This window comes from Streptacidiphilus jeojiensis (genome assembly GCF_042510965.1).
Lineage (GTDB): Bacteria > Actinomycetota > Actinomycetes > Streptomycetales > Streptomycetaceae > Streptacidiphilus > Streptacidiphilus jeojiensis.
Genome location: NZ_JBEUKS010000024.1, coordinates 33393 through 52630 on the forward strand (window position 1 = coordinate 33393; position 19238 = coordinate 52630).

A 19238-nucleotide genomic window follows, 5' to 3' on the forward strand; every position below is an offset into this window, starting at 1 on the left:
GGCCTCACCTGGCGCAATGTCAGGTCGAATGTGAGCGCTCACATTTGTTCTGTTGGAAACCTTGACGCAACCAAACGCCGGATCCATAGTGATGGCCATCGCGCCGCCTGCCATGCGCACTACATATCCCCCAGTCGACCACCCCTGCCTGCGGGAGAAATTGTTAACGCTAACATCACCGGCCGCCCTCGGCGGTCCGGCTCGTCGGCGCGGCCCACCCCACCCAGCAAGGCCCACCGGAACGGAGAGTGGCCCACCGTGGACGTTCGGATGCGAGTTCGGCACCTGAGGAGAGCACTGCTGGCAGCGGGCGCCGCAATGGCGTTCCTGCTCGCCCTGCTGGCCGGCGCGATCAGCACGGCGGGGACGGCGCAGGCCGCCACCTCCCTGCCTTGTGACATCTACGCCGCCGCGGGCACGCCCTGCGTGGCCGCGCACAGCACCGTGCGGGCGCTCTTCGCCGCCTACAGCGGCTCGCTCTACCAGGTGAAGCGGGCTTCCGACAGCACGACCACCGACATCGGCACGTTGACCGCCGGCGGCTACGCCAACGCCGCCGCCCAGGACACCTTCTGCGCCAGTACGACCTGCACCATCACCGAGATCTACGACCAGACCTCCAAGCACAACAACCTCACCATCGAGGGAGCCGGCGGCAACGGCGGTGCCGATGTCGGCGCGATCGCCAACGCGCTGCCGGTGACCGTCGGCGGTCACTCGGTCTACGGCGTCTTCGTCTCGGCCGGGGTCGGCTACCGCAACAACAGCACCAGCGGTGTGCCCACCGGCAGCACCGCCCAGGGCGCCTATATGGTCACCAGCGGCACGCATGTGAACGCCCGCTGCTGCTTCGACTACGGCAACGCGGAGACCTCGGGCGACGACACCGGCAACGGCCACATGGACGCCATCAACTTCGGCACCGAGTGCTGGTTCTCGCCCTGCACCGGCTCCGGCCCCTGGGTCCAGGCCGACCTGGAGAACGGCCTGTTCGCCGGCGGCAACGGCTCCAACACCGCCAACGCGGGCAACTCCAGCGCCTTCGTCACCGCGCTGCTGAAGAACAACGGCACCACCACCTACGCCATCAAGGGCGGCAACGCCCAGTCCGGATCGCTGAGCACCTGGTACAACGGCGCCCTGCCCGACCTGGGCGGCTACACGCCGATGAGCCAGGAGGGCGCCATCGTGCTGGGCACCGGCGGCGACGACAGCAACGGGTCGGACGGCTCCTTCTTCGAGGGCGTGATGACCACCGGCTACCCGACCGACGCGGCCGACAACGCCGTCCAGGCCAACATCGTCTCGGTCGGCTACACCAGCCCGAGCAGCAGCTTCCCGGTCGCCGGGACCGCCTACCGGCTGACCAACACCAACAGCGGCAAGGTGCTGGACGCCGTCAACTGCGGTACCGCCAACGGGACCTCGATCGACCAGTGGGCGTCGCTGGGGAACACCTGCCAGCAGTGGAAGTTCACCAGCCTGGGCAGCAACCGCTACACCATCACCAACGTCAACAGCGGCACCGTCCTGGACTCGGTCAACTGCGGTTCCTCCAACGGGACCTCACTCGACCTCTGGGCCTCGCTCAGCAACCTCTGCCAGGAGTGGAACGTCACCAAGGTCGGCAGCAACTACACCATCTCCAACGTCGGCAACGGCATGGTGATGGACGTGAAGAACTGCGGGACCGCCAACGGCGTCGTGGTCCGGCAGTGGGCCCAGCTCGACAACACCTGCCAGCAGTGGACCATCGCGCCCTGACCTTCGCGCCTTGACCTTCGCGCCCTGACCATCACGCCATGACCGGTAGGTACAGCGCAGTGCGCGGCGCCCGCTGAGGGGTCTCAGCGGGCGCCGCGGCCGCGGCGGACCTCGCGCAGCAGCGCCGCCGCGGCCGGGCTGACCGGATCGCCGGTGACCGAGACGGTCTGCCAGGGCGGCAGCGGTCCGGTCGGCCCGGCCAGCGGGAGGAAGCGGACCTGGTCGGTCTTGGCCGCGAAGGATTGCGGGACCAGGGCCACGCCCAGGCCGAAGGCCACCAGGTCCAGCAGCGAGTGCACATCGGTCACCTCCAGGGCGACCCGGCGGTCCACCCCCGCCGCGCCGAGCACCTGGTCGGCCAGGTCGCGGGTGCCCCAGTCCTGGTGGAAGTCGACGAACTGCTCCTGCCCCAGATCGGCCGGCTCGACGGCGGACCTCGCGGCCAGGGGGTGATCGGGGCCGCAGGCCAGTACCAGCGGCTCGTCGGCGAGCGGTTCCACCAGTACGCCCTCGGGACTGCCGGCCGGGCGGGAGACGAAGGCGAGGTCCAGCCGTCCGGTGCGGACCTCCTCGGTCAGCTCGTTGGACCCGCCCTGGCGCAGCCGGATCTCCAGTCCGGGGTACGCCGCGGAGAACCTGGCGAGCACCGCGGGCAGATGGACCACGTGCAGGCACTGCAGCGAGCCGATGGAGAGGCTGCCGCGGAGCAGGCCCTGGACCGCCGCGACCGCGTCCTTGGCGGCATGGCTCGCCGACAGCGCCCGCCGGGCCTCGACCAGCAGGGCCTGCCCGGCCGGGGTCACCTCGACCGAGCGGGTGCTGCGGAGGAACAGTGCGGCGCCCAACTCCCGTTCCAGCGTGCGGATCGAGGCCGACAGCCCGGACTGGGCCACCTGCAGCCGCTTGGCCGCCCGGGTGAAGTGGCGCTCCTCGGCGACGGCGACGAAGTACTCCAGCTGCCGCAGTTCCATGATTCATCACCCGCAGTGCTCAAAGGGATCAGCAACTTCTGTTGGACAGCTTAATGGCAGTGCCGCAGGCTGTTGGAGAAGCGCAGACAGTCCGTAGCACGCGCAAGACTCCCAGGAGGCTCCTCCATGCAGGCTCGCAGCATCGGTGACGTCCGGGTCGGCGCGATCGGTCTCGGCGGGATGCCGATGTCGATCGAGGGACGGCCCGACGAGGAGCGCTCGGTGGCGACGATCCACGCCGCCCTCGACGCCGGCGTCACCCTGATCGACACCGCCGACGCCTACCACCTCACCGCCATCGACGTCGGCCACAACGAGACCCTGATCGCCCGCGCGGTGGCCGGCTACGGCGGCGACACCTCGGAGGTGCTGATCGCGACCAAGGGCGGACATCTGCGCCCCGGCGACGGCTCCTGGACCCAGAACGGTTCGCCGGAGTACCTGAAGCGGGCCTGCGACGCCTCGCTGAAGCGGCTCGGGGTCGAGGCGATCGGCCTCTACCAGTTCCACCGCCCCGACCCGACGGTCCCCTACGCCGACTCGGTGGGCGCGATCCGCGACCTGCTGGACGCAGGGAAGATCCGCTACGCCGGGATCTCCAACGCCAACCCCGAGCAGATCCGGCTGGCCAACGAGATCCTGGGCGGACGCCTGGTCAGCGTGCAGAACCAGTTCTCGCCGGCGTTCCGCTCCAGCGAACCGGAGTTGGAGCTGTGCGCGGAGCTGGGGATCGCCTTCCTGCCCTGGAGCCCGCTCGGCGGCATCAGCAACGCGGGCCGGCTGGGGTCGCGGTTCGCCGCCTTTCAGCAGGTCGCGCAGGACCACGGGGTGAGCCCGCAGCAGGTCTGCCTGGCCTGGATGCTCGCCAAGGCGCCGGTGGTTATCCCGATCCCGGGTTCCTCGCGCCCCGAGACGATCCGCGACTCCGTCGCGTCGGCGGAACTGGAGCTGTCCGCCGACGAGTTCAGCCGCCTCGACGCGGCCTGAGACAGCCGGCCGTCCGACCGCAGCGACCGGACGGGCGGACCCGGCCGGCCCCCGGTGCCCCTTTCGAGGCGAGCACCGGGGGCCCTTCCGTCAACCGACCCCCTCAGCCGAGCGGGATGTCCTTCTCGCGCAGCGCCTCCAGGACCCCGGCGTATATCCGGGCCTTGATGGTCCCCACCGTCGGGCCGGCCTTGGCCGCCTGCGGCCGGGCGATCTCGATCGCGGCCGCCCTGACCGCCTCCTCGTCCGCGGTGCGGTCCACCAGGCCGGCGGCCAGGGCGTCATGACCGCCGTAGCGGCGGGCGGTGACCATGGCCTCGTGCGCCGTCCGCGGGCTCAGCCGGGACTGGATCAGCGCGGACATCCCCACGCTGAAAGGGATGTTGATCTCGGCTTCGGGCAGGCACCAGAAGCCGCGGTCGGCGCGCATCACCCGGAAGTCGTGCGCCAGCGAGAACATGGCGCCCGCCGCGAAGGTGTGCCCCTGCAGCGCGGCCACGGTGACCATGGGCAGTGAGAGCACCCGCGCGAACAGCTCCTGCACCCCGGCCACGTACTCGCCGGCCTGGTCGGCGTGGGCGAACAGCCAGTCCAGGTCCAGGCCGTTGGAGAAGAACTTCCCGGTCGCGGTGGTCACCAGGGCCTTCGGCCCCTCGGCCTGCTCCACCTGGTCCAGCAGCGCACCGACCGCCGCCAGCCAGTCCGGGTGGAAGCGGTTCTCGTTGTCCCCGATGTCGAGGACGAAGACATCGTCCTGGCGGTCCAGCGTGGGCATGGCTGTTCCTTCTCTCGCTCCGGCCGTGGCAGCCGCATCGGCTACTACCGGCCAGTAACAATAGTACGGACGAGCGAGCGGTCGGCGAGGAATCGCAGGTACTCGATCCGGTCCAGCGGATTGCCGTCGAACCGCTCACGCAGCGGCGCCGCGCCATGCACCGGCCGATCGGCGCCCGGTCCGGACCAGAGCGCACCCTCGCCGCGGGTCAGCCCGGGCAGCGCCGCCGTCAGCTGCTGCACCGCCTGCGCCGGCAGTTCGGCGCCGATCAGCCAGGACGTGCCGTGCTGCACCGACCGGTCGATGTCGGCGCCGAGGGTGCCCAGCAGCCCCACCACGCCGCCGAGCAGGTCCGGCGGCACCTCGATCTCCACCGTCTGCCCCGGCTCGAAGACTCTGCTCCCGGCCGCCCTGAGCGCACGCAGCAGCACCATCGGGGTGAGGTTGCGGAAGTCCGCCGCCGTGCTCACCGGCGAGGTGTAGCCGACCTCGGTCAGAGTGACCGTGCAGTCGGTCACCTCCCAGCCGTACAGCCCCTGTTCGAGGCAGCGCAGGACGGCCTCGTCCACCGCGCGGTGGAACGCCTGCGGCAGAGCCCCCCATTCGGTGTCGTCGACGAAGCGGACGCCGGAGCCGATCGGCGCCGGTTCCACCCGGAGTGCGACCGTGGCCCAGAAGTCATGGCCACCGCCGCGCTCGATCCCGATCCGCGCCTCCCCCGTGCCGACCGGGCGCTCCACGTGGACCGGGGTGATCGGCTCGAAGACCGGGGCGACCCCGAAGTCGCGGCGCAGGCGCTCGGCGACCACCTCGCGCTGCACCGCGCCGTAGAGCAGCACGGACGTCGCCCCGCCGGCTGCGGGCCTGGTCCTGATCAGCGGGTCCTCGTCGGCGAGGCTCAGCAGTGCCGCGTGCAGCAGGGCCTTCTGGTCGGGCCGCTCGGGGCGGACCACGGTCTCGAGTCCGGGCGGGGCGAAGTGGAACCCCTCGGAGCTGCGGTCCCCCGCACCGGTACCGTCGCCGATCCGGTCGCCGACCTGGACGGCGGACAGGCCGCGCACCCTGGCGATGCTGCCGGCCGTCAGTGATCGATCGTCAGAACGGCCCGGGACGGACCCCGGTGGACGGACAGTCTGCAGGCCGGTGACCCTGCCGCCGACGGTGTGCTCCGCCCCGCCGGGCCCGTGCCGCCGCAGGACGACCTGCTCCCGTTCGTGCACCCGGCCCGAGAACAGGCGCAGGTAGGCGACCTTCTCCCCGGCCGGGGTCCGTTCCACCGCGAAGACCGTGCCGTCGGCCGGTGCGCCCGGGTCGGCGACCGGCGGTCGGAGCAGCGTCCTGATGCCGTCGGCGAGTTCGCGGGTCCCCTCGCCGGTGAGCGCCGAACCGAAGTACACCGGGTGCACCTGGCCGGCCGCGGTCTGCCGGAGCAGCACCTCGCGGAGGTCCGCCTCGGACGGGACGGATCCGTCGACCAGACGGGCCAGCAGATCGTCGTCCTGCTCGGCGAGGACCTCGGCGGCCGCGACCCGCGCCTCCGGGTCCGCGAAGGACCGGGCCGTTGCCCGGGCCGCAGCCGTACCGGGGTCGGTCACCGTGCCCATCGGGACGATGTGCGGAGCGAGGCGGCTGCGGACGTCCGCGAGCAGGCCCTCGGGGCGGGCGCCCATCCGGTCGATCTTGTTGACGAAGATGAGTGTCGGCAGCTTCAGCTTCCGCAGCGACCGCATCAGCACCCGGGTCTGCGCCTGGACGCCCTCCACCGCGGACAGCACCACGACCGCGCCGTCCAGCACCGAGAGCGCGCGTTCCACTTCGGCGATGAAGTCGGGGTGGCCCGGGGTGTCGACCAGGTTGACCTGCAGGTCCGGCGCGCCGTCGGCGTCGTCGTCGCCGCGGAGGGCGAACGCGGCGACGGCCGAGCGGATGGTGATGCCGCGCTCGCGTTCCAGCTCACCGGAGTCGGTGCGGGTGCTGCCGGCGTCGACGCTGCCGAGTTCGGGGACGGCCCCGTTGTCGAACAGCAACCGCTCGGTGAGGCTGGTCTTACCGGCGTCGATGTGGGCGAGAATGCCCAGGTTCAGGGTGTCGGGCGTCGTCAAAACGGTCCTCGGAAGAAGTCAGGGAAGGGGCACACAGCAACTCGACTGCTCCGAGGCCACGCCGCATCTTCGTACTCCCTGCTTCCGAGAACGTTGCGGAGGGACGCTACCGCAACCCTGCGCGCGGAGCACGGCATTAAACGGAGCGCCGCATTTGACGGCCGGCGGGGCAGACTGGGCGTATGCCCGAACTGCCGGAGGTCGAGTCCCTTGCCCGGTTCCTGGCCGAGCACCTGGCCGGACGCACCGTGGAGCGGGTGTATCCGCTCGCCGTGTCGGCCCTGAAGACCTACGACCCGCCGCCCGACGCGCTGGCGGGCCGGACCTTCACCGGGGCGACCCGGCACGGGAAGTTCCTCGACCTGGACGCCGACGGACTGCACCTGGTGATCCACCTGGCCCGGGCCGGCTGGCTGCGCTGGAAGGAGGGGCTGCCGGAGCTGCCGCCCAAGCCCGGCAAGGGGCCGCTGGCTCTGCGGGTCCGGCTGGCCGGGCCGGACGGGGCCGGCTTCGACGTGACCGAGGCAGGCACCCGGAAACGGCTCGCGGTGTACCTGGTCCACGACCCGTCGCAGGTGCCGGGGATCCAGCGGCTGGGTCCGGACCCGCTGTCGCCGGAGTTCACCCCGGCCGTCCTCGCAGCGCTGCTCTCCGGCGAGCGGCGCCAGATCAAGGGCGTGCTCCGGGACCAGGCGGTGATCGCCGGCATCGGCAACGCCTACTCGGACGAGATCCTGCACGCCGCCCGGATGTCCCCGTTCAGACCGGCCGCGAACCTCTCCGAGGAGGAGGCCGGCCTGCTGCACGCCACCGTCGTCAGGACGCTGGTCGACGCCGTCGAACGGGCCCGGGGACTGCCGCTCAAGGACCTCAAGGCCGAGAAGAAGAGCGGTCTGCAGGTTCACGGACGCACCGGCGAGACCTGTCCGGTCTGCGGGGACACCGTCCGCGAGGTGTCCTTCAGCGACTGGTCCACGCAGTACTGCCCGACCTGCCAGACCGGCGGCCGGATCCTCGCCGACCGCCGGCTGTCCCGGCTGCTGAAGTAGCCGGCCCCGGGTCCTAGGGCCTGATCGCGCTCAGGACCACGAACTTGGGGTTGCTCGCCACGGTCGTGCAGTTGCCGAAGATCCGGCGCAGCGTGACGTGGTAGCCGAGGTGGCGGTTGCCCACCACGCGGAGCTCGCCGCCGGGGCGCAGCGCGGCGCGGGCGCCGGCGAACATCCGGCGGGCGACGGCGTCGGTGGTGGCCTGGTGCGAGTGGAACGGCGGGTTGTTGAGCACCAGGTCCACCGAGCCCGGCGGGACGTCGGACAGGCCGTCGCCGAGCAGGAACTCGGCCGCCGCGGCGGGACCGGCGTTGGCCGCGAAGGTGGCCCGGGCGGAGGCGATGGCCTGGTGCGACTCGTCCACGAAGACGATCGCGGCCTCGGCGGACCGCGCCGCGACCGCCGTGCCGACCACGCCGTTGCCGCAGCCCAGGTCCACCACCCGGGTCGGGCCCGAGAGCTGCGGGAGGTGCTGCAGCAGCAGCCGGGTGCCGATGTCGAGCCGTTCGGCCGAGAAGACCCCGGCGTGGTTGGTGACGGTCAGCCCGGCGGCTCCGGCGCCGACGTCCGCGGGCAGGTCGTAGCCGTGCGGCCAGGGGCTGGGGGTGGGCTTCAGCGCCGGGTCCGGGGTGCAGTGGATCAGCCGGGCCTTGCGGACGGCCAGCGAGGTGCGGGTCGGGCCGATGATCCGCTCGAAGAGCTTGAGCGTCGAGGTGTGGATCTCGGTGGTCATCCCGGTGCCGATGACGACCGTGTCCGCGTGCACGGCCGGGGCGAGCCGGTGCAGCTGGTCCTCCAGCAGGGCGAGACTCTTGGGGACGCGGACCAGCAGCACGTCGATCCGGGCCGGCGGCTCGTCCTGGGTGGACAGCAGCCGGACGGCCCCCGCGTCGATGCCGTTGCGGGCCAGGTTGGCCCGGGTGGCCTGCTGGGCCAGGTAGGAGTCGCTGATCTGCACCGGCCGCTGCCCGGCCAGCGCGGTGGCCAGCGCCCCCCAGCGGTCCCCCAGCACCACGACCTCACCGGAGAGGTCGACCGGCGGAGCGCTCGTCCCGTCCAGGGCGGCGCTCCCGTCGAGCTGCCGCAGCAGGTACTCGTCGGAGGCGTCCCACGCCCGGAGCGTGTCACGCGGGTCGGCCGGAAAACGGGCGAGGTCGTACGAGCCTTGTGCGGCGATCAGTCGATTCATCGTCCCCCCAACCTAGCCGCTGCCCGCCATCTGCGGGATTTGCGTCACGGTGTGGTTTCGGCGGCGAATCTGAGGCGACGTCGGTAGCTGGCATCAGCTAGCGTCTGCGCGTTCCTTATCTGATCTTTATCTCTCGGGGGATCCCTGTGAATCTCGACTTCAGCGCGCAGCCGCTGTTCTCCTGGTACGTCGTGCTGCTCGCCGTCAGCGGTGTCGCGATGGTCGCCCTGGCCGCGGCCAGGTCCGGCAGCACCGGCATGCGGGTGTTCAACGCCCTGGTCGGCGTCGCCTTCCTGGGCTACGCGATCTACCTCGCCTTCATCTTCGAGGGCGGCACCTACTTCATCATGTTCAAGGCGTTCATCCTGCCGGTGCTGCTGATCGCCAATGGGATCAAGTCGATCGCGGCGCGCCGCCAGGCCACCGAGGCGGCGGTGCGGGCCCAGCAGGTGCAGGCCCAGCAGATCCTGGCGGCCCGGGCGCAGGCCGCGCAGGAGCAGGCGGCGGCGCCGGCCGGGACGGGCGCCCCGGTGACGCCGCAGGCCTGATCCCGGCCGCACACACGGGACGGGCCGACGCGGAGGGTTCCGCGCCGGCCCGTCCTGCGTCCGCACGGGTCGGTCAGGCGGTGCCGGCCAGGGTGTGGAGTTGGGCTGTTTCGGATTCGTCGGCGCCGAGGGCCTCGGCGGTGGGGTAGAGGTCGGGGATGTCCTTCTGGCGGCCCCACTGGCGCAGGAACTCCGCGTAGGCGAGCAGGGCCTGGAGGTCGCCGGCCTCGATGCCGCTGCGGTAGCAGTCCTCGGCGGTGCGGCGGTCCTTGCGGTCCTCGTAGATCAGGGCCAGGTTGAGCCAGGCGTTGGACTCGCCCTCGGCGGCCGCGGCCTCGTACTGCTTGACCGCCTCGTCCATCCGGTCCTGCTCGGCCAGGAAGATGGCGTAGTCGAAGTGCGCCCCGTACTCCTGCTGCTGAAGCGCCGTCAGGTACTCGCCCTCGGCGGACGCCTTCTCCTCGGCGGTGCCGTGCTCGGCGCAGAAGTTGGCCCAGGCCAGCTGGGCGCCCTCGATCTCCTCGTCCAGCGCCGCGGTGAGGTGGGCCCTGGCCTCGTCGTAGCGGCCGAGCTGCTGCTCGGCCTCGGCCATCGGCACCAGCACCGAGCGCACCCCGGCGTCCAGGCCGCGGCCCAGCCACTCCAGCGCCTGGTCCACCCGCTCGGCCTCCAGGTGCATCCGGCCCAGGTTCCCCAGCGCCATCGGGTCGCCGCGCTCCACCGCCAGCGTCAGCACCTCCTCGGCCTCGACCAGCCGGTCCTGGTCGTCGCTGAGGAACACGCCGAAGTCGTTGAGCGCCCCGGGCTCCTCCGCGCCGATGGCCTTGCGGTACCACTCCTCGGCGCGCTCGCGCTCGCCCAGCTCGTCCGCGTACACCGCGGCGGTCCACAGGGTGACCTCGCGGCCGGCCGCATGCGCCAGGGCCAGCGCCTCCAGCGCCTCCTCCGGCTCCTCGACCTCGATGAGCAGCGCGGCGAGCGCCTCGTAGGCCCCGGACACCCCGCTCTCCGCGGTGCTCCGCAGCACCTCCAGGGACGCCTCGACGTCGCCCCAGTCCTCGACCAGGTCGAGCAGCTTGTCGGCGGTCTCGTCGTGCCGGCTCTCCCACGCCCTCGCGTACAACTCCAGTGCGGCGGCGTGGCGGCCCTGGGCCGCCTCCTGGTCCGCGCGCTGCACGAGAACCTCTTCGGGCATGGTGGCTTCCTTCCTCGGATCCGACGTGCACCAGTATCGCCGTCCCCGGGGCCCGACCGCTCACCAGCCCGGACGCGGGTCGCCCGGACGGCGTGCGCGGGGGCGCCGGCGGCTGGCATGATCACCGCATGCCCGACTCCAGCTGGCGCGAGGTCGCCGACCGCGTCTTCCAGCGCCGCTACGACCCCTACGACGTCACCGTCGCGGTGATCGCCGGCGCCGACGGGCTGGCGGTGGTGGACACCCGCACCGACCTGGCCGAGGCCGCGGAGCTGCGGGAGCACCTACGGCAGCTCTCCCCCGCGCCGGTGCGCTGGGTGGTCAACACCCATGTGCACTTCGACCACGTCGGCGGCAACGCCGAGTTCGTGGCGCCGCGGCAGCTGCCGCCGGCCGAGCTGTGGGGCCACCGGGCGATGGCCGCCGCGCTGGGCGCCGGGGAGACCGACGCGGACTGGACCCGGGCCGGGTACCGGCTGCCGCCCCGGGTGGTCCCGGAGCGGCTGGTGGACCGCAGCAGCAGCCTGGACCTGGGCGACCGCACCGTCGAGCTGTTCCACCCGGGCCGCGGCCACACCGACGGCGACCTGGTGGTGCTGGTCCCCGACGCGGACGTACTGCTGGCCGGCGACCTGGTCGAGGAGTCCGGCCCGCCCGCGCTCGGCCCGGACAGCCACCCGCTGGACTGGGCCGGCACCCTGGACACCCTGCTGACCCGGACCACGCCGGACACCGTCGTCGTCCCCGGCCACGGCGCCCCGGTGGACCCGGCCTTCGTCCGGGCCCAGCGCGACGCCCTCGGCCTGCTCGCCGAGCGCATCAGGGCCCTGCACCGGGCCGGGGTGCCGCTCCGGGACGCCCTGGCGGAGGACGGCTGGCCGTACCCCGCGAGCGAGTTGGAGTCCGCCGTGGCCTGCGGCTACGCCCAGCTGGGGTAGCCCGGCGTCAGCCCGGGTCCAGGTCAGCAGGGGGTCCGCGTCAGCCCAGGTCCACCGGCAGGGTCGCGTACCCCCGCAGCAGCAGCCGGTCCCGCCGCACCGGCTGCGCGCCCTGCGCCGGGGCGATCGCCGGGAAGCGCCGCAGCAGGGCGGTGAAGGCGGTCCGTGCCTCCAGCCGGGCCAGCATCGCCCCCAGGCAGTAGTGCATACCGGCGCCGAAGCTCAGCGGCTGGTTGTCGGCCCGCCAGGGGTCGAAGCGGTCCGGGTCGTGGAAGCGGGCCGGGTCGCGGTTGGCCGCGCCGATCAGCAGCACCACCTCGCCGTACTGGGGCAGCGGCACGCCGTCGACGTCGAGCCCGCGGAACAGGGCGGTCCTGGAGGTGAGCTGGACCGGCGAGTCGAAGCGCAGCACCTCCTCGACGAAGTCGCCGACCGGCAGGGCGCCCTGGAGCAGGGCCGCGCGCACCGAGGTGTGGTCGAAGAGCAGCGCCAGGCCGTTGCCGAGCAGATTGGTGGTGGTCTCGAAGCCGGCGAGCAGCAGCAGCGCCAGGTTCCCGAGCAGTTCGGCGGTGTCGAGCCGGGCATCCTCGGCGTCCACCAGCTGGACCAGCGCGGTGACCAGGTCGTCGCGCGGCTCGGCGCGGCGCAGCTCGGCCAGGGTCGCGAAGTAGCCGCCGAGTTCGCGGGCGGCGGCGTCCGCCGCGGTCAGATCGCTGTCGTCGGACATGAACTCCAGGACCCTGCTGAGGTCGTGGATCTGCGACCGGAACGGCCGCCGGTCCTGCTCCGGGACGCCCAGCAGCTCGGAGATCACGCTGACCGGCAGCTGGTAGGCGAACTCCTCCATGAAGTCCACACCGCGGCCGTCCCCGGAGTCACGGCCGCCCAGCCCGTCCAGCAGCCGCTCCACCACGCCGACCACGGCGGGTTCCAGCGCGGCGACCCGCCGGGGCGTGAACACCGAGGCGATGGGCGCGCGCATCCGGGTGTGCACCGGCGGATTGCTCTGCAGCATGGAGGCGCCCAGCAGCGACAGCGAGTCCGGGATCGGCTCGTCGCCGAAGCGGGCCCGGCGCAGCTCGTCGCTGTCGACGCCGAAGGCCGGATTGCGCAGCACCCGGTTGACCGAGTCGTAGCCGCAGGCCAGCACCCAGTCCTCGGCGAAACTGGTCACCGGGCCCAGCCGGTGGGCCTGCGCGTACAGCGGGTACGGGTCCACCCGGCCCTCCGCGCGGGCCAGTTGGCCGATGATCTCTGCCGCGTCCATGTCCGGGCCTCCCCCTGCCGGTTGCCGAACTGCTCCTGGACCGGAGAACTCGCGGGGAAGCGGAGGCGTTCCCGTCTTTTCGCAGACATGACATTTTCTACCCGTTCCGGCCCGGCGCTCTATCTGCTGAGCCGTCACATAATGGACAGCGTCAGCTTCTTGTCGGAAGGGGCACATCCTCATGTCCGAAGTCGAGCCGCAGACAGAACGGGCAACCCCGCTCCCCGCAACCGCATCCGCGATCGCCGACCCCGCCCCGCTGGGCCTGGCCGGGTTCGCCATGACCACCCTGGTCCTCAGCTGCTTCAACGCCGGATTCTTCAACGCCACCGCAGAGGCCGTGGTGCTCCCGCTCGCCCTGTTCTACGGCGGTCTCGGCCAACTCCTGGCCGGCATGTGGGAGTTCCGCCGTGGCAACACCTTCGGCGCCACCGCCTTCAGTTCCTTCGGGGCGTTCTGGCTGGCCTACTACGCCCTGGTCAAGGACGTCGCGCCGGCCATCGCCAGTTCGGTCGACTTCCACAACGCCCTCGGCCTGTTCCTGCTGGTCTGGGGCATCTTCACGCTCTACATGACCGTGGCCGCGGTCCGGGTCAACCACGCCGTGCTCGCCGTCTTCGTCGCGCTGACCCTCACCTTCGTGGTGCTGGCCGTCGGCGAGTTCTCCGGGACCGGCAACATCACCAAGGCCGGCGGCTGGCTCGGCCTGATCACCGGACTGCTGGCCTGGTACACCTCCTTCGCCGGGGTGGTCAGCAGCACCTTCAACCGCCAACTGCTCCCGGTGACGCTTCCCAGCAGAAGCGTCTGACGCACCGACAGGTACCGCCGGAGGCGGCCCCGGGATCCCCGGGGCCGCCTTCCACGCAACTGGTGCATGCACGCATCTGGTCCGTACCGACCAGTCGGTACTAACCTCCGTTCACGCCCTCGCCGCCGAGGCCCGTGCCCTTGCGGGCGTGCGTCCCGGCACGATCGCGCGCCGTCCCGTCCGTCCGCATCCCGTACGCACCGGTGCCCCGAGGAGCAGCATGACCACCACTCCCTTCAACGCAGACGCGCCGGCCTCCAGACCCGCGCCCGGCGCACTCACCCGGCTCTGGCAGCGCGACCTGGCCCACTACCCGGACACCGGCCGCCGCTACGCCTACCTGGCCATCGTGGTGCTGACCACGATCGTTCTGTACTACGCCCTGTACATCCAGTACGCGGTGGCGACCTCGATCATCACCCACTTCCACATGACCTACCGCTACTTCATCTGGGTCTCCGTGGTCGGCAACGCCGTCGGCGCCTTCGCCTCGCTGATCGCGGGCCTGGCCGACCGCTGGGGCCGGGCCAACATGGTGGTGTACGGGCTGCTGGTCACCGGACTGCTGGTGCTGTTCGGCCTGCCGAACGCCTCCGGCGAGCTGTCCTACCTGATCCTGTTCGCCCTGGTCGGCTTCGTCGAAGGCATCGTGCTGGTGGCGACACCGGCCCTGATCAGGGACTTCTCACCACAGCTGGGCCGGGCCACGGCCATGGGCTACTGGACCATGGGCCCGGTGCTGGGCAGCCTGGTGGTCACCACGGTGACCAGCAGCACCCTGAACTCCTCCAGCTGGCAGGACGAGCTGCGCTACGCCGGGATCTCCACGCTGATCGTGTTCCTGCTGTCGCTGGTCGCGCTGCGCGAGCTGTCCCCCCGGCTGCGCGACCAGATCATGGTGACCCTGCGCGACCGGGCCCTGGTCGAGGCCCGGGCCAAGGGCATGGACCTCGGCGAGGTCGAGTCCGGCAGCCACTGGCGCCAGATGATGCGCCTGGACGTGGTCGGCTCGGCCGTCGCCATCAGCATCTTCCTGCTGCTGTACTTCGCCGCGGTCGGCAACTTCGTGGTCTACTTCTCGACCGTATTCGGCTACTCGGAGCAGCGGGTCAACGCCCTGGCCAACTGGTACTGGGCAGCCAACGCCATCGCCCTGGTGGTCGCCGGGCTGGCCTCGGACCGGCTGAAGGTGCGCAAGCCGTTCATGCTGGTGGGCGCCGTCGGCAGCATCGTGGTGACGCTGATCTTCGCGCTCAGCGCGACCCACGCCAAGACCGGCTACTACACCTTCGCCTGGATGTTCATCGGCATCGGCGTGCTCAGCGGGCTGACCTACGCGCCGTGGATGGCGAGCTTCACCGAGACCGTGGAGAAGCACAACCCGGCCGCCACGGCGACCGGCCTCGCGGTGTGGGGCTGGATCATCCGGATCGTGGTCGCGGTGTCCGCCGCGTTCGTCCCGGTGGTGGTGACCACGGCGACCCCGCTGGTGGAGCACGGCGCGGCGGTGGCGACCGCGGAGGCCCAGGCCGGTCCGGCGCTGGCCATCGTCAACGCCCATCCGCAGCTCTTCGCCGAGCTGCAGAAGTACCCGCCGACCGCGATCCCGCCCGCGCTGCAGGCCCAGGCGGTGCAGCAGGTGGGCCTGCCCGGCCTGCAGACGGTGCAGAAGGCCCAGCCCCAGCTCGCGGTGCTGCAGCAGTACGGCACCACGGTGCAGAAGGCCGCCAAGGACAACCCCGGCAACTGGCGCACCTGGTGGTTCGTCTGCCTGGCCGGCCAGGTGCTGTTCCTGCCGTTCCTGTTCGTGATGGCGGGGCGCTGGAGCCCGAAGAAGGCGCGCGAGGACGCAGAGGAGCACCAGCGGCTGGTGGACCTGGAGATGGCCGCGATGGCCGGCGGCGGCCAGGAAGGCGACGGCGAGAGCGGCTGAGCCTCGGCGCCCGGCTGGTCCGCCGTCTCAGCCGGGGTTGCGCAGTTCCCCGCGCCCCTTTCGGGGCGCGGGTGAAGGGCCCTTCATGTTCGGGCCGTTACGGGTCCGTGATCTGAAGGCCGATCTCAACGGCGGCTCAGCGGCCTCTCAGACCCGGCCGCGACGGTTGCTCCATGTCCACAACCATCGCAGCACCCTCGACGCCGGCCCAGGGGGTCACGGTACGGCCGCTGCCGCGCCGTGACCCGCTGCCCGCCGAGCTGGAAACGCCCATGCTCGACGTCGTGGTCCCCGTGTACAACGAGGAGCACGACCTCGGCCCCAGCGTGCACCGCCTGCACGCCTACCTCGACCGCGCCTTCCCGTACGGCTTCCGGATCACCATCGCCGACAACGCCAGCACCGACGGCACCCCGGTGGTGGCCGAGCAACTGGCCCGCGAACTGCCCGCGGTGTGCGTCCGCAGGCTCCCGCTCAAGGGGCGCGGCCGGGCGCTGAACAACGTCTGGGCCGCCTCCGACGCACCCGTGCTCGCCTACATGGACGTCGACCTCTCCACCGACCTCAGCGCGCTGCTGCCGCTTGTCGCCCCGCTGATCTCGGGCCACTCCGACATCGCCATCGGCTCCCGGCTGGCCCGCGGCTCGCAGGTGGTGCGCGGGCCCAAGCGCGAGTTCATCTCCCGCGCCTACAACCAGATCCTGCGCCGGACCCTGTCGGTGCGCTTCAGCGACGCCCAGTGCGGGTTCAAGGCGATCCGGGCCGACGTCGCCGAACGGCTGCTGCCGATGGTCGAGGACACCGGCTGGTTCTTCGACACCGAACTGCTGGTGCTGGCCGAACGCGCCGGACTGCGCATCCACGAGGTGCCGGTCGACTGGGTCGACGACCCCAACAGCAGCGTGGACATCGTGGCCACCGCCAAGGCCGACCTCAAGGGCTGCTGGCGGGTCGGCCGGGGCCTGGCCACCGGCAGCATCTCGCTGGCCGAACTCCGGCGGCCCGAGCCCGAGCAGCCGGAACTCCCCGGCGTCCCGCACGGTCTCGGCGGACAGCTGCTGCGCTTCGGCGCGGTCGGCGCCGCCAGCACCCTGCTCTACCTGGTGCTGTTCAGCCTCGCCGGCACCCTGATGGGCACTCAACTGGCGAACGCCACAGCACTGTTGCTCAGCGCGATCGCCAACACCGCGGCCAACCGCCGGCTCACCTTCGGCGTGCGGGGGTCGGGCGCCGGACGGCACCAGGCCCAGGGCCTGGCCGTGTTCCTGCTGAGCCTGGTGCTCACCAGCGGCTCGCTCGCCCTGCTGCACGCCCTCTCCCCCGACCCGGGCCATGCGACGGAGCTGGCCGTACTCGTCGCGGCGAACCTCGCCGCCACCCTGGTGCGCTTCGTCCTGCTGCGCACCTGGGTCTTCCGCAAGCACAGCAGCCAGCACCGGCACCAGCAGAGGAACTCCGCATGACCATCCACGCCCCCGAGACCGACACCCCGCTCAGCGAGCAGCCGCCCGCACCCCGGTCCCACGGCCGGGCCAGGCCCGAGCCGCTCTTCCCGACCTGGGATCCGCCGCCGCAGAAACCCCGGCTGCCGCTCGGCGAGCGGGTCCGCACCCTCCCCGGCCGGGTCTGGCGCGGCCGGCCCGAGGACCCCCGCTGGGTCCGCCCGGCCCTGCTCGGCCTGCTGTTCGCCACGGCCGTGCTCTACCTGTGGAACCTCAGCGCCTCCGGCTACGCCAACTCCTTCTACTCGGCGGCGGCGCAGGCCGGCTCCAAGAACTGGGAGGCGTTCTTCTTCGGCTCCTCGGACGCCGGCAACTCCATCACCGTCGACAAGCCCCCGGCGGCGCTGTGGGTGATGGGCCTGTCGGTGCGGGTCTTCGGCCTCAGCTCCTGGTCGATCCTGGTCCCGCAGGCGCTGATGGGCGTCGCCACCGTCGGTACCGTCTACGCGGCGGTGCGCCGCCGCTTCAGCGCCCACGCCGGGCTGATCGCCGGCGCGGTACTGGCGCTGACCCCGGTCGCGGTGCTGATGTTCCGCTTCAACAACCCGGACGCGCTGCTGGCGCTGCTGCTCACGCTGGCCACCTACGCGATGCTGCGGGCCCACGAGGACGGCCGCACCCGCTGGGTGGTGCTGGCCGGAGCGCTGATCGGCTTCGCCTTCCTGACCAAGACCCTGCAGGCCTTCCTGGTGCTGCCGGCCTTCGCCGCCGTCTACCTGGCCTTCGGCCCGCACCGGCTGCGGAAGCGGGTCGGCCAGCTGGCCTGGGGCACCCTGGCGATGCTGCTCGCCGGCGGCTGGTGGGTCGCCATCGTCCAGCTGGTCCCGGCGGCCGACCGTCCCTACATCGGCGGCTCCACCGACAACTCCTTCCTGTCGCTGACCTTCGGCTACAACGGCTTCGGGCGGCTGACGGGCGATGAGACCGGCAGCGTGGGCGGCGGCGGTACCGGCTCCACCGGCCAGTGGGGTGCCACCGGCATCACCCGGCTGTTCAGCTCGGACATCGGCGGTCAGATCTCCTGGCTGATCCCGGCGGCGGTGATCCTGCTCGCCCTCGGCGTCTGGGTCACCCGTCGGGCCAAGCGGGCCGACACCGCGCGGGCGGCTTTCCTGCTCTGGGGCGGCTCGTTCCTCTTCACCGCGCTCACCTTCAGTTACATGAGCGGCATCTTCCACGCCTACTACACCGTGGCGCTGGCCCCCTCCATCGCCGCCCTGGTCGGCATGGGCGCCGAGGCCGTCTGGCGCGGGCGCAGGCGTCCGGGTGTGGCCACGGTCGGCGCGGCCACCATCGCCGTCTCGGCGATCTGGGCCTTCGTCCTGCTGAACCGCAGCGCGGACTTCTACCCGGCGGTGCGCTGGCTGGTGCTGCTGCTGGGGCTGGCCGCGGCGGCGCTGTTCCTGGCCAACGCCTTCGTCCCGGCCGCTTCCGGGATCAAGCGCCTGATGGTGGCCGCCGGGGTCGCCGCGCTGATCTCGATGCTGGCCGGCCAGGCCGCCTATGCGGCGGACACCGCGTCCACCGGTCATACCGGTTCCATCCCGACCGCCGGTCCGAGCACCGGAATGGGCGGCATGGGCGGCGGGATGCCCGGCGGCGCCGGTGGCAAGACCGGCGGCTTCGGCGGCGGCACGGGTGGCGGCGGAACGCCCCCGACCGGCGCCGGCGGCGGCGCGGGTGCCGCGGCCGGTGCGGGCGCCGCGGGCGGCAGCAGCTCGCAGGCCGGCATGCCGGGTGGGACCACCGGCGGCACGACCGGCGGAACCGGTAGGACCGGTACCGCACCGTCCGGCACCGAGCAGGGCTCCATGGGTGGCGGAGGCGCCAGCGGCCTGCTCAACGGAGCCACCGTCAGCTCCGCGATGACCACCCTGCTGGAGAAGAACGCCTCCAGCTACACCTGGGTCGCCGCGACCATCGGCTCCCAGAACGCGGCCAGCTACCAGCTGGCCACCCAGCAGTCGGTGATGCCGATCGGCGGCTTCAACGGCACCGACAACTCGCCGACGCTGGCCCAGTTCGAGCAGTACGTCAAGGAAGGGAAGATCCACTACTTCATCGCCGCCTCCACCGGGGGCCAGGGCGGCAGCACCGGCTCCGCCTCCCAGATCACCGCCTGGGTGAAGGCCCACTACAAGGCCACCACCGTGGACGGCACCACCGTCTACGACCTGACCGCGGCGACCACCTCCGGCTGACGCCGG

Annotated in this window: 15 protein-coding genes; 9 read left to right on the forward strand and 6 right to left on the reverse strand. The window is 71.9% G+C overall.

The window, feature by feature from the left end; genetic code table 11:
- Positions 1-270 precede the first annotated feature (270 nt).
- Positions 271-1764 carry an arabinofuranosidase catalytic domain-containing protein gene (locus tag ABUW04_RS39205; protein WP_380569053.1) on the forward strand — a complete coding sequence of 498 codons (1494 nt, stop codon included), beginning with the start codon at positions 271-273 and terminating at the stop codon, positions 1762-1764.
- Between the two features lie 83 nt (positions 1765-1847).
- On the opposite strand, the gene ABUW04_RS39210 is transcribed toward ABUW04_RS39205, so the two are convergent.
- Positions 1848-2735: a LysR family transcriptional regulator gene (locus ABUW04_RS39210; protein ID WP_380569055.1), complete on the reverse strand. Its 888-nt coding sequence runs from the start codon at positions 2733-2735 to the stop codon at positions 1848-1850.
- Between the two features lie 126 nt (positions 2736-2861).
- Here ABUW04_RS39210 and ABUW04_RS39215 point away from each other — a divergent pair, with 126 nt between their 5' ends.
- Positions 2862-3722, forward strand: coding sequence for an aldo/keto reductase (locus ABUW04_RS39215; RefSeq protein WP_380569058.1), 861 nt, complete (start codon positions 2862-2864; stop codon positions 3720-3722).
- A gap of 103 nt (positions 3723-3825) precedes the next feature.
- On the opposite strand, the gene ABUW04_RS39220 is transcribed toward ABUW04_RS39215, so the two are convergent.
- Positions 3826-4497, reverse strand: coding sequence for an enoyl-CoA hydratase-related protein (locus ABUW04_RS39220; protein ID WP_380569060.1), 672 nt, complete (start codon positions 4495-4497; stop codon positions 3826-3828).
- 44 nt (positions 4498-4541) lie between these two features.
- A complete protein-coding gene (locus tag ABUW04_RS39225; RefSeq protein WP_380569062.1) occupies positions 4542-6599 on the reverse strand; it encodes a GTP-binding protein in 2058 nt (685 codons plus the stop codon).
- Positions 6600-6781: 182 nt separating this feature from the next.
- Between ABUW04_RS39225 and ABUW04_RS39230 the strand changes: the two genes are divergently transcribed.
- On the forward strand, positions 6782-7648 hold the full coding sequence (locus ABUW04_RS39230) for an Fpg/Nei family DNA glycosylase (protein ID WP_380569065.1): 867 nt from the start codon (positions 6782-6784) through the stop codon (positions 7646-7648).
- Positions 7649-7661: 13 nt separating this feature from the next.
- Here the strand turns inward: ABUW04_RS39230 and ABUW04_RS39235 are convergent, their stop codons facing one another.
- Complete coding sequence (locus ABUW04_RS39235) at positions 7662-8837, reverse strand: methyltransferase (protein WP_380569067.1); 1176 nt, start codon at positions 8835-8837, stop codon at positions 7662-7664.
- Positions 8838-8983: 146 nt separating this feature from the next.
- On the opposite strand from ABUW04_RS39235, the gene ABUW04_RS39240 reads away from it, so the two are divergent.
- The gene (locus ABUW04_RS39240; protein WP_380569070.1) at positions 8984-9385 is read left to right on the forward strand and encodes a hypothetical protein; all 402 of its coding nucleotides are present in this window, start codon (positions 8984-8986) and stop codon (positions 9383-9385) included.
- Positions 9386-9458: 73 nt separating this feature from the next.
- Here ABUW04_RS39240 and ABUW04_RS39245 read toward each other — a convergent pair whose 3' ends face one another.
- The gene (locus ABUW04_RS39245; protein WP_030248618.1) at positions 9459-10580 is read right to left on the reverse strand and encodes a tetratricopeptide repeat protein; all 1122 of its coding nucleotides are present in this window, start codon (positions 10578-10580) and stop codon (positions 9459-9461) included.
- 128 nt (positions 10581-10708) lie between these two features.
- Between ABUW04_RS39245 and ABUW04_RS39250 the strand changes: the two genes are divergently transcribed.
- Positions 10709-11518, forward strand: coding sequence for an MBL fold metallo-hydrolase (locus ABUW04_RS39250; RefSeq protein ID WP_380569072.1), 810 nt, complete (start codon positions 10709-10711; stop codon positions 11516-11518).
- 40 nt (positions 11519-11558) lie between these two features.
- Here the strand turns inward: ABUW04_RS39250 and ABUW04_RS39255 are convergent, their stop codons facing one another.
- Positions 11559-12785 carry a cytochrome P450 gene (locus ABUW04_RS39255; protein WP_380569074.1) on the reverse strand — a complete coding sequence of 409 codons (1227 nt, stop codon included), beginning with the start codon at positions 12783-12785 and terminating at the stop codon, positions 11559-11561.
- A gap of 181 nt (positions 12786-12966) precedes the next feature.
- Here ABUW04_RS39255 and ABUW04_RS39260 point away from each other — a divergent pair, with 181 nt between their 5' ends.
- From ABUW04_RS39260 to ABUW04_RS39275, 4 genes are all read left to right on the forward strand, one after another.
- Positions 12967-13596 (forward strand): acetate uptake transporter, encoded by a 630-nt coding sequence (locus tag ABUW04_RS39260; RefSeq protein ID WP_030248622.1) that lies wholly within the window; start codon positions 12967-12969, stop codon positions 13594-13596.
- Positions 13597-13816: 220 nt separating this feature from the next.
- Entirely contained in the window at positions 13817-15529 is a 1713-nt protein-coding gene (locus tag ABUW04_RS39265; protein WP_380569076.1) for an MFS transporter, read from the forward strand.
- Between the two features lie 173 nt (positions 15530-15702).
- Positions 15703-16992, forward strand: coding sequence for a glycosyltransferase (locus tag ABUW04_RS39270; protein WP_380569078.1), 1290 nt, complete (start codon positions 15703-15705; stop codon positions 16990-16992).
- The gene (locus ABUW04_RS39275; protein WP_380569080.1) at positions 16989-19232 is read left to right on the forward strand and encodes an ArnT family glycosyltransferase; all 2244 of its coding nucleotides are present in this window, start codon (positions 16989-16991) and stop codon (positions 19230-19232) included. The genes ABUW04_RS39270 and ABUW04_RS39275 overlap by 4 nt, the downstream gene beginning before the upstream one ends.
- Positions 19233-19238: the final 6 nt, after the last annotated feature.

Excerpts from the sequence above, each read along its gene's own strand:
- ABUW04_RS39220 (WP_380569060.1), bottom strand. The coding sequence starts at position 4,497 with ATGCCCACGCTGGACCGCCAGGACGATGTCTTCGTCCTCGACATCGGG.
- ABUW04_RS39255 (WP_380569074.1), bottom strand. The coding sequence starts at position 12,785 with ATGGACGCGGCAGAGATCATCGGCCAACTGGCCCGCGCGGAGGGCCGG.
- ABUW04_RS39210 (WP_380569055.1), bottom strand. The coding sequence starts at position 2,735 with ATGGAACTGCGGCAGCTGGAGTACTTCGTCGCCGTCGCCGAGGAGCGC.
- ABUW04_RS39205 (WP_380569053.1), top strand. The coding sequence starts at position 271 with ATGCGAGTTCGGCACCTGAGGAGAGCACTGCTGGCAGCGGGCGCCGCA.
- ABUW04_RS39265 (WP_380569076.1), top strand. The coding sequence starts at position 13,817 with ATGACCACCACTCCCTTCAACGCAGACGCGCCGGCCTCCAGACCCGCG.
- ABUW04_RS39275 (WP_380569080.1), top strand. The coding sequence starts at position 16,989 with ATGACCATCCACGCCCCCGAGACCGACACCCCGCTCAGCGAGCAGCCG.
- ABUW04_RS39235 (WP_380569067.1), bottom strand. The coding sequence starts at position 8,837 with ATGAATCGACTGATCGCCGCACAAGGCTCGTACGACCTCGCCCGTTTT.
- ABUW04_RS39260 (WP_030248622.1), top strand. The coding sequence starts at position 12,967 with ATGTCCGAAGTCGAGCCGCAGACAGAACGGGCAACCCCGCTCCCCGCA.
- ABUW04_RS39215 (WP_380569058.1), top strand. The coding sequence starts at position 2,862 with ATGCAGGCTCGCAGCATCGGTGACGTCCGGGTCGGCGCGATCGGTCTC.
- ABUW04_RS39230 (WP_380569065.1), top strand. The coding sequence starts at position 6,782 with ATGCCCGAACTGCCGGAGGTCGAGTCCCTTGCCCGGTTCCTGGCCGAG.
- ABUW04_RS39270 (WP_380569078.1), top strand. The coding sequence starts at position 15,703 with ATGTCCACAACCATCGCAGCACCCTCGACGCCGGCCCAGGGGGTCACG.
- ABUW04_RS39245 (WP_030248618.1), bottom strand. The coding sequence starts at position 10,580 with ATGCCCGAAGAGGTTCTCGTGCAGCGCGCGGACCAGGAGGCGGCCCAG.
- ABUW04_RS39250 (WP_380569072.1), top strand. The coding sequence starts at position 10,709 with ATGCCCGACTCCAGCTGGCGCGAGGTCGCCGACCGCGTCTTCCAGCGC.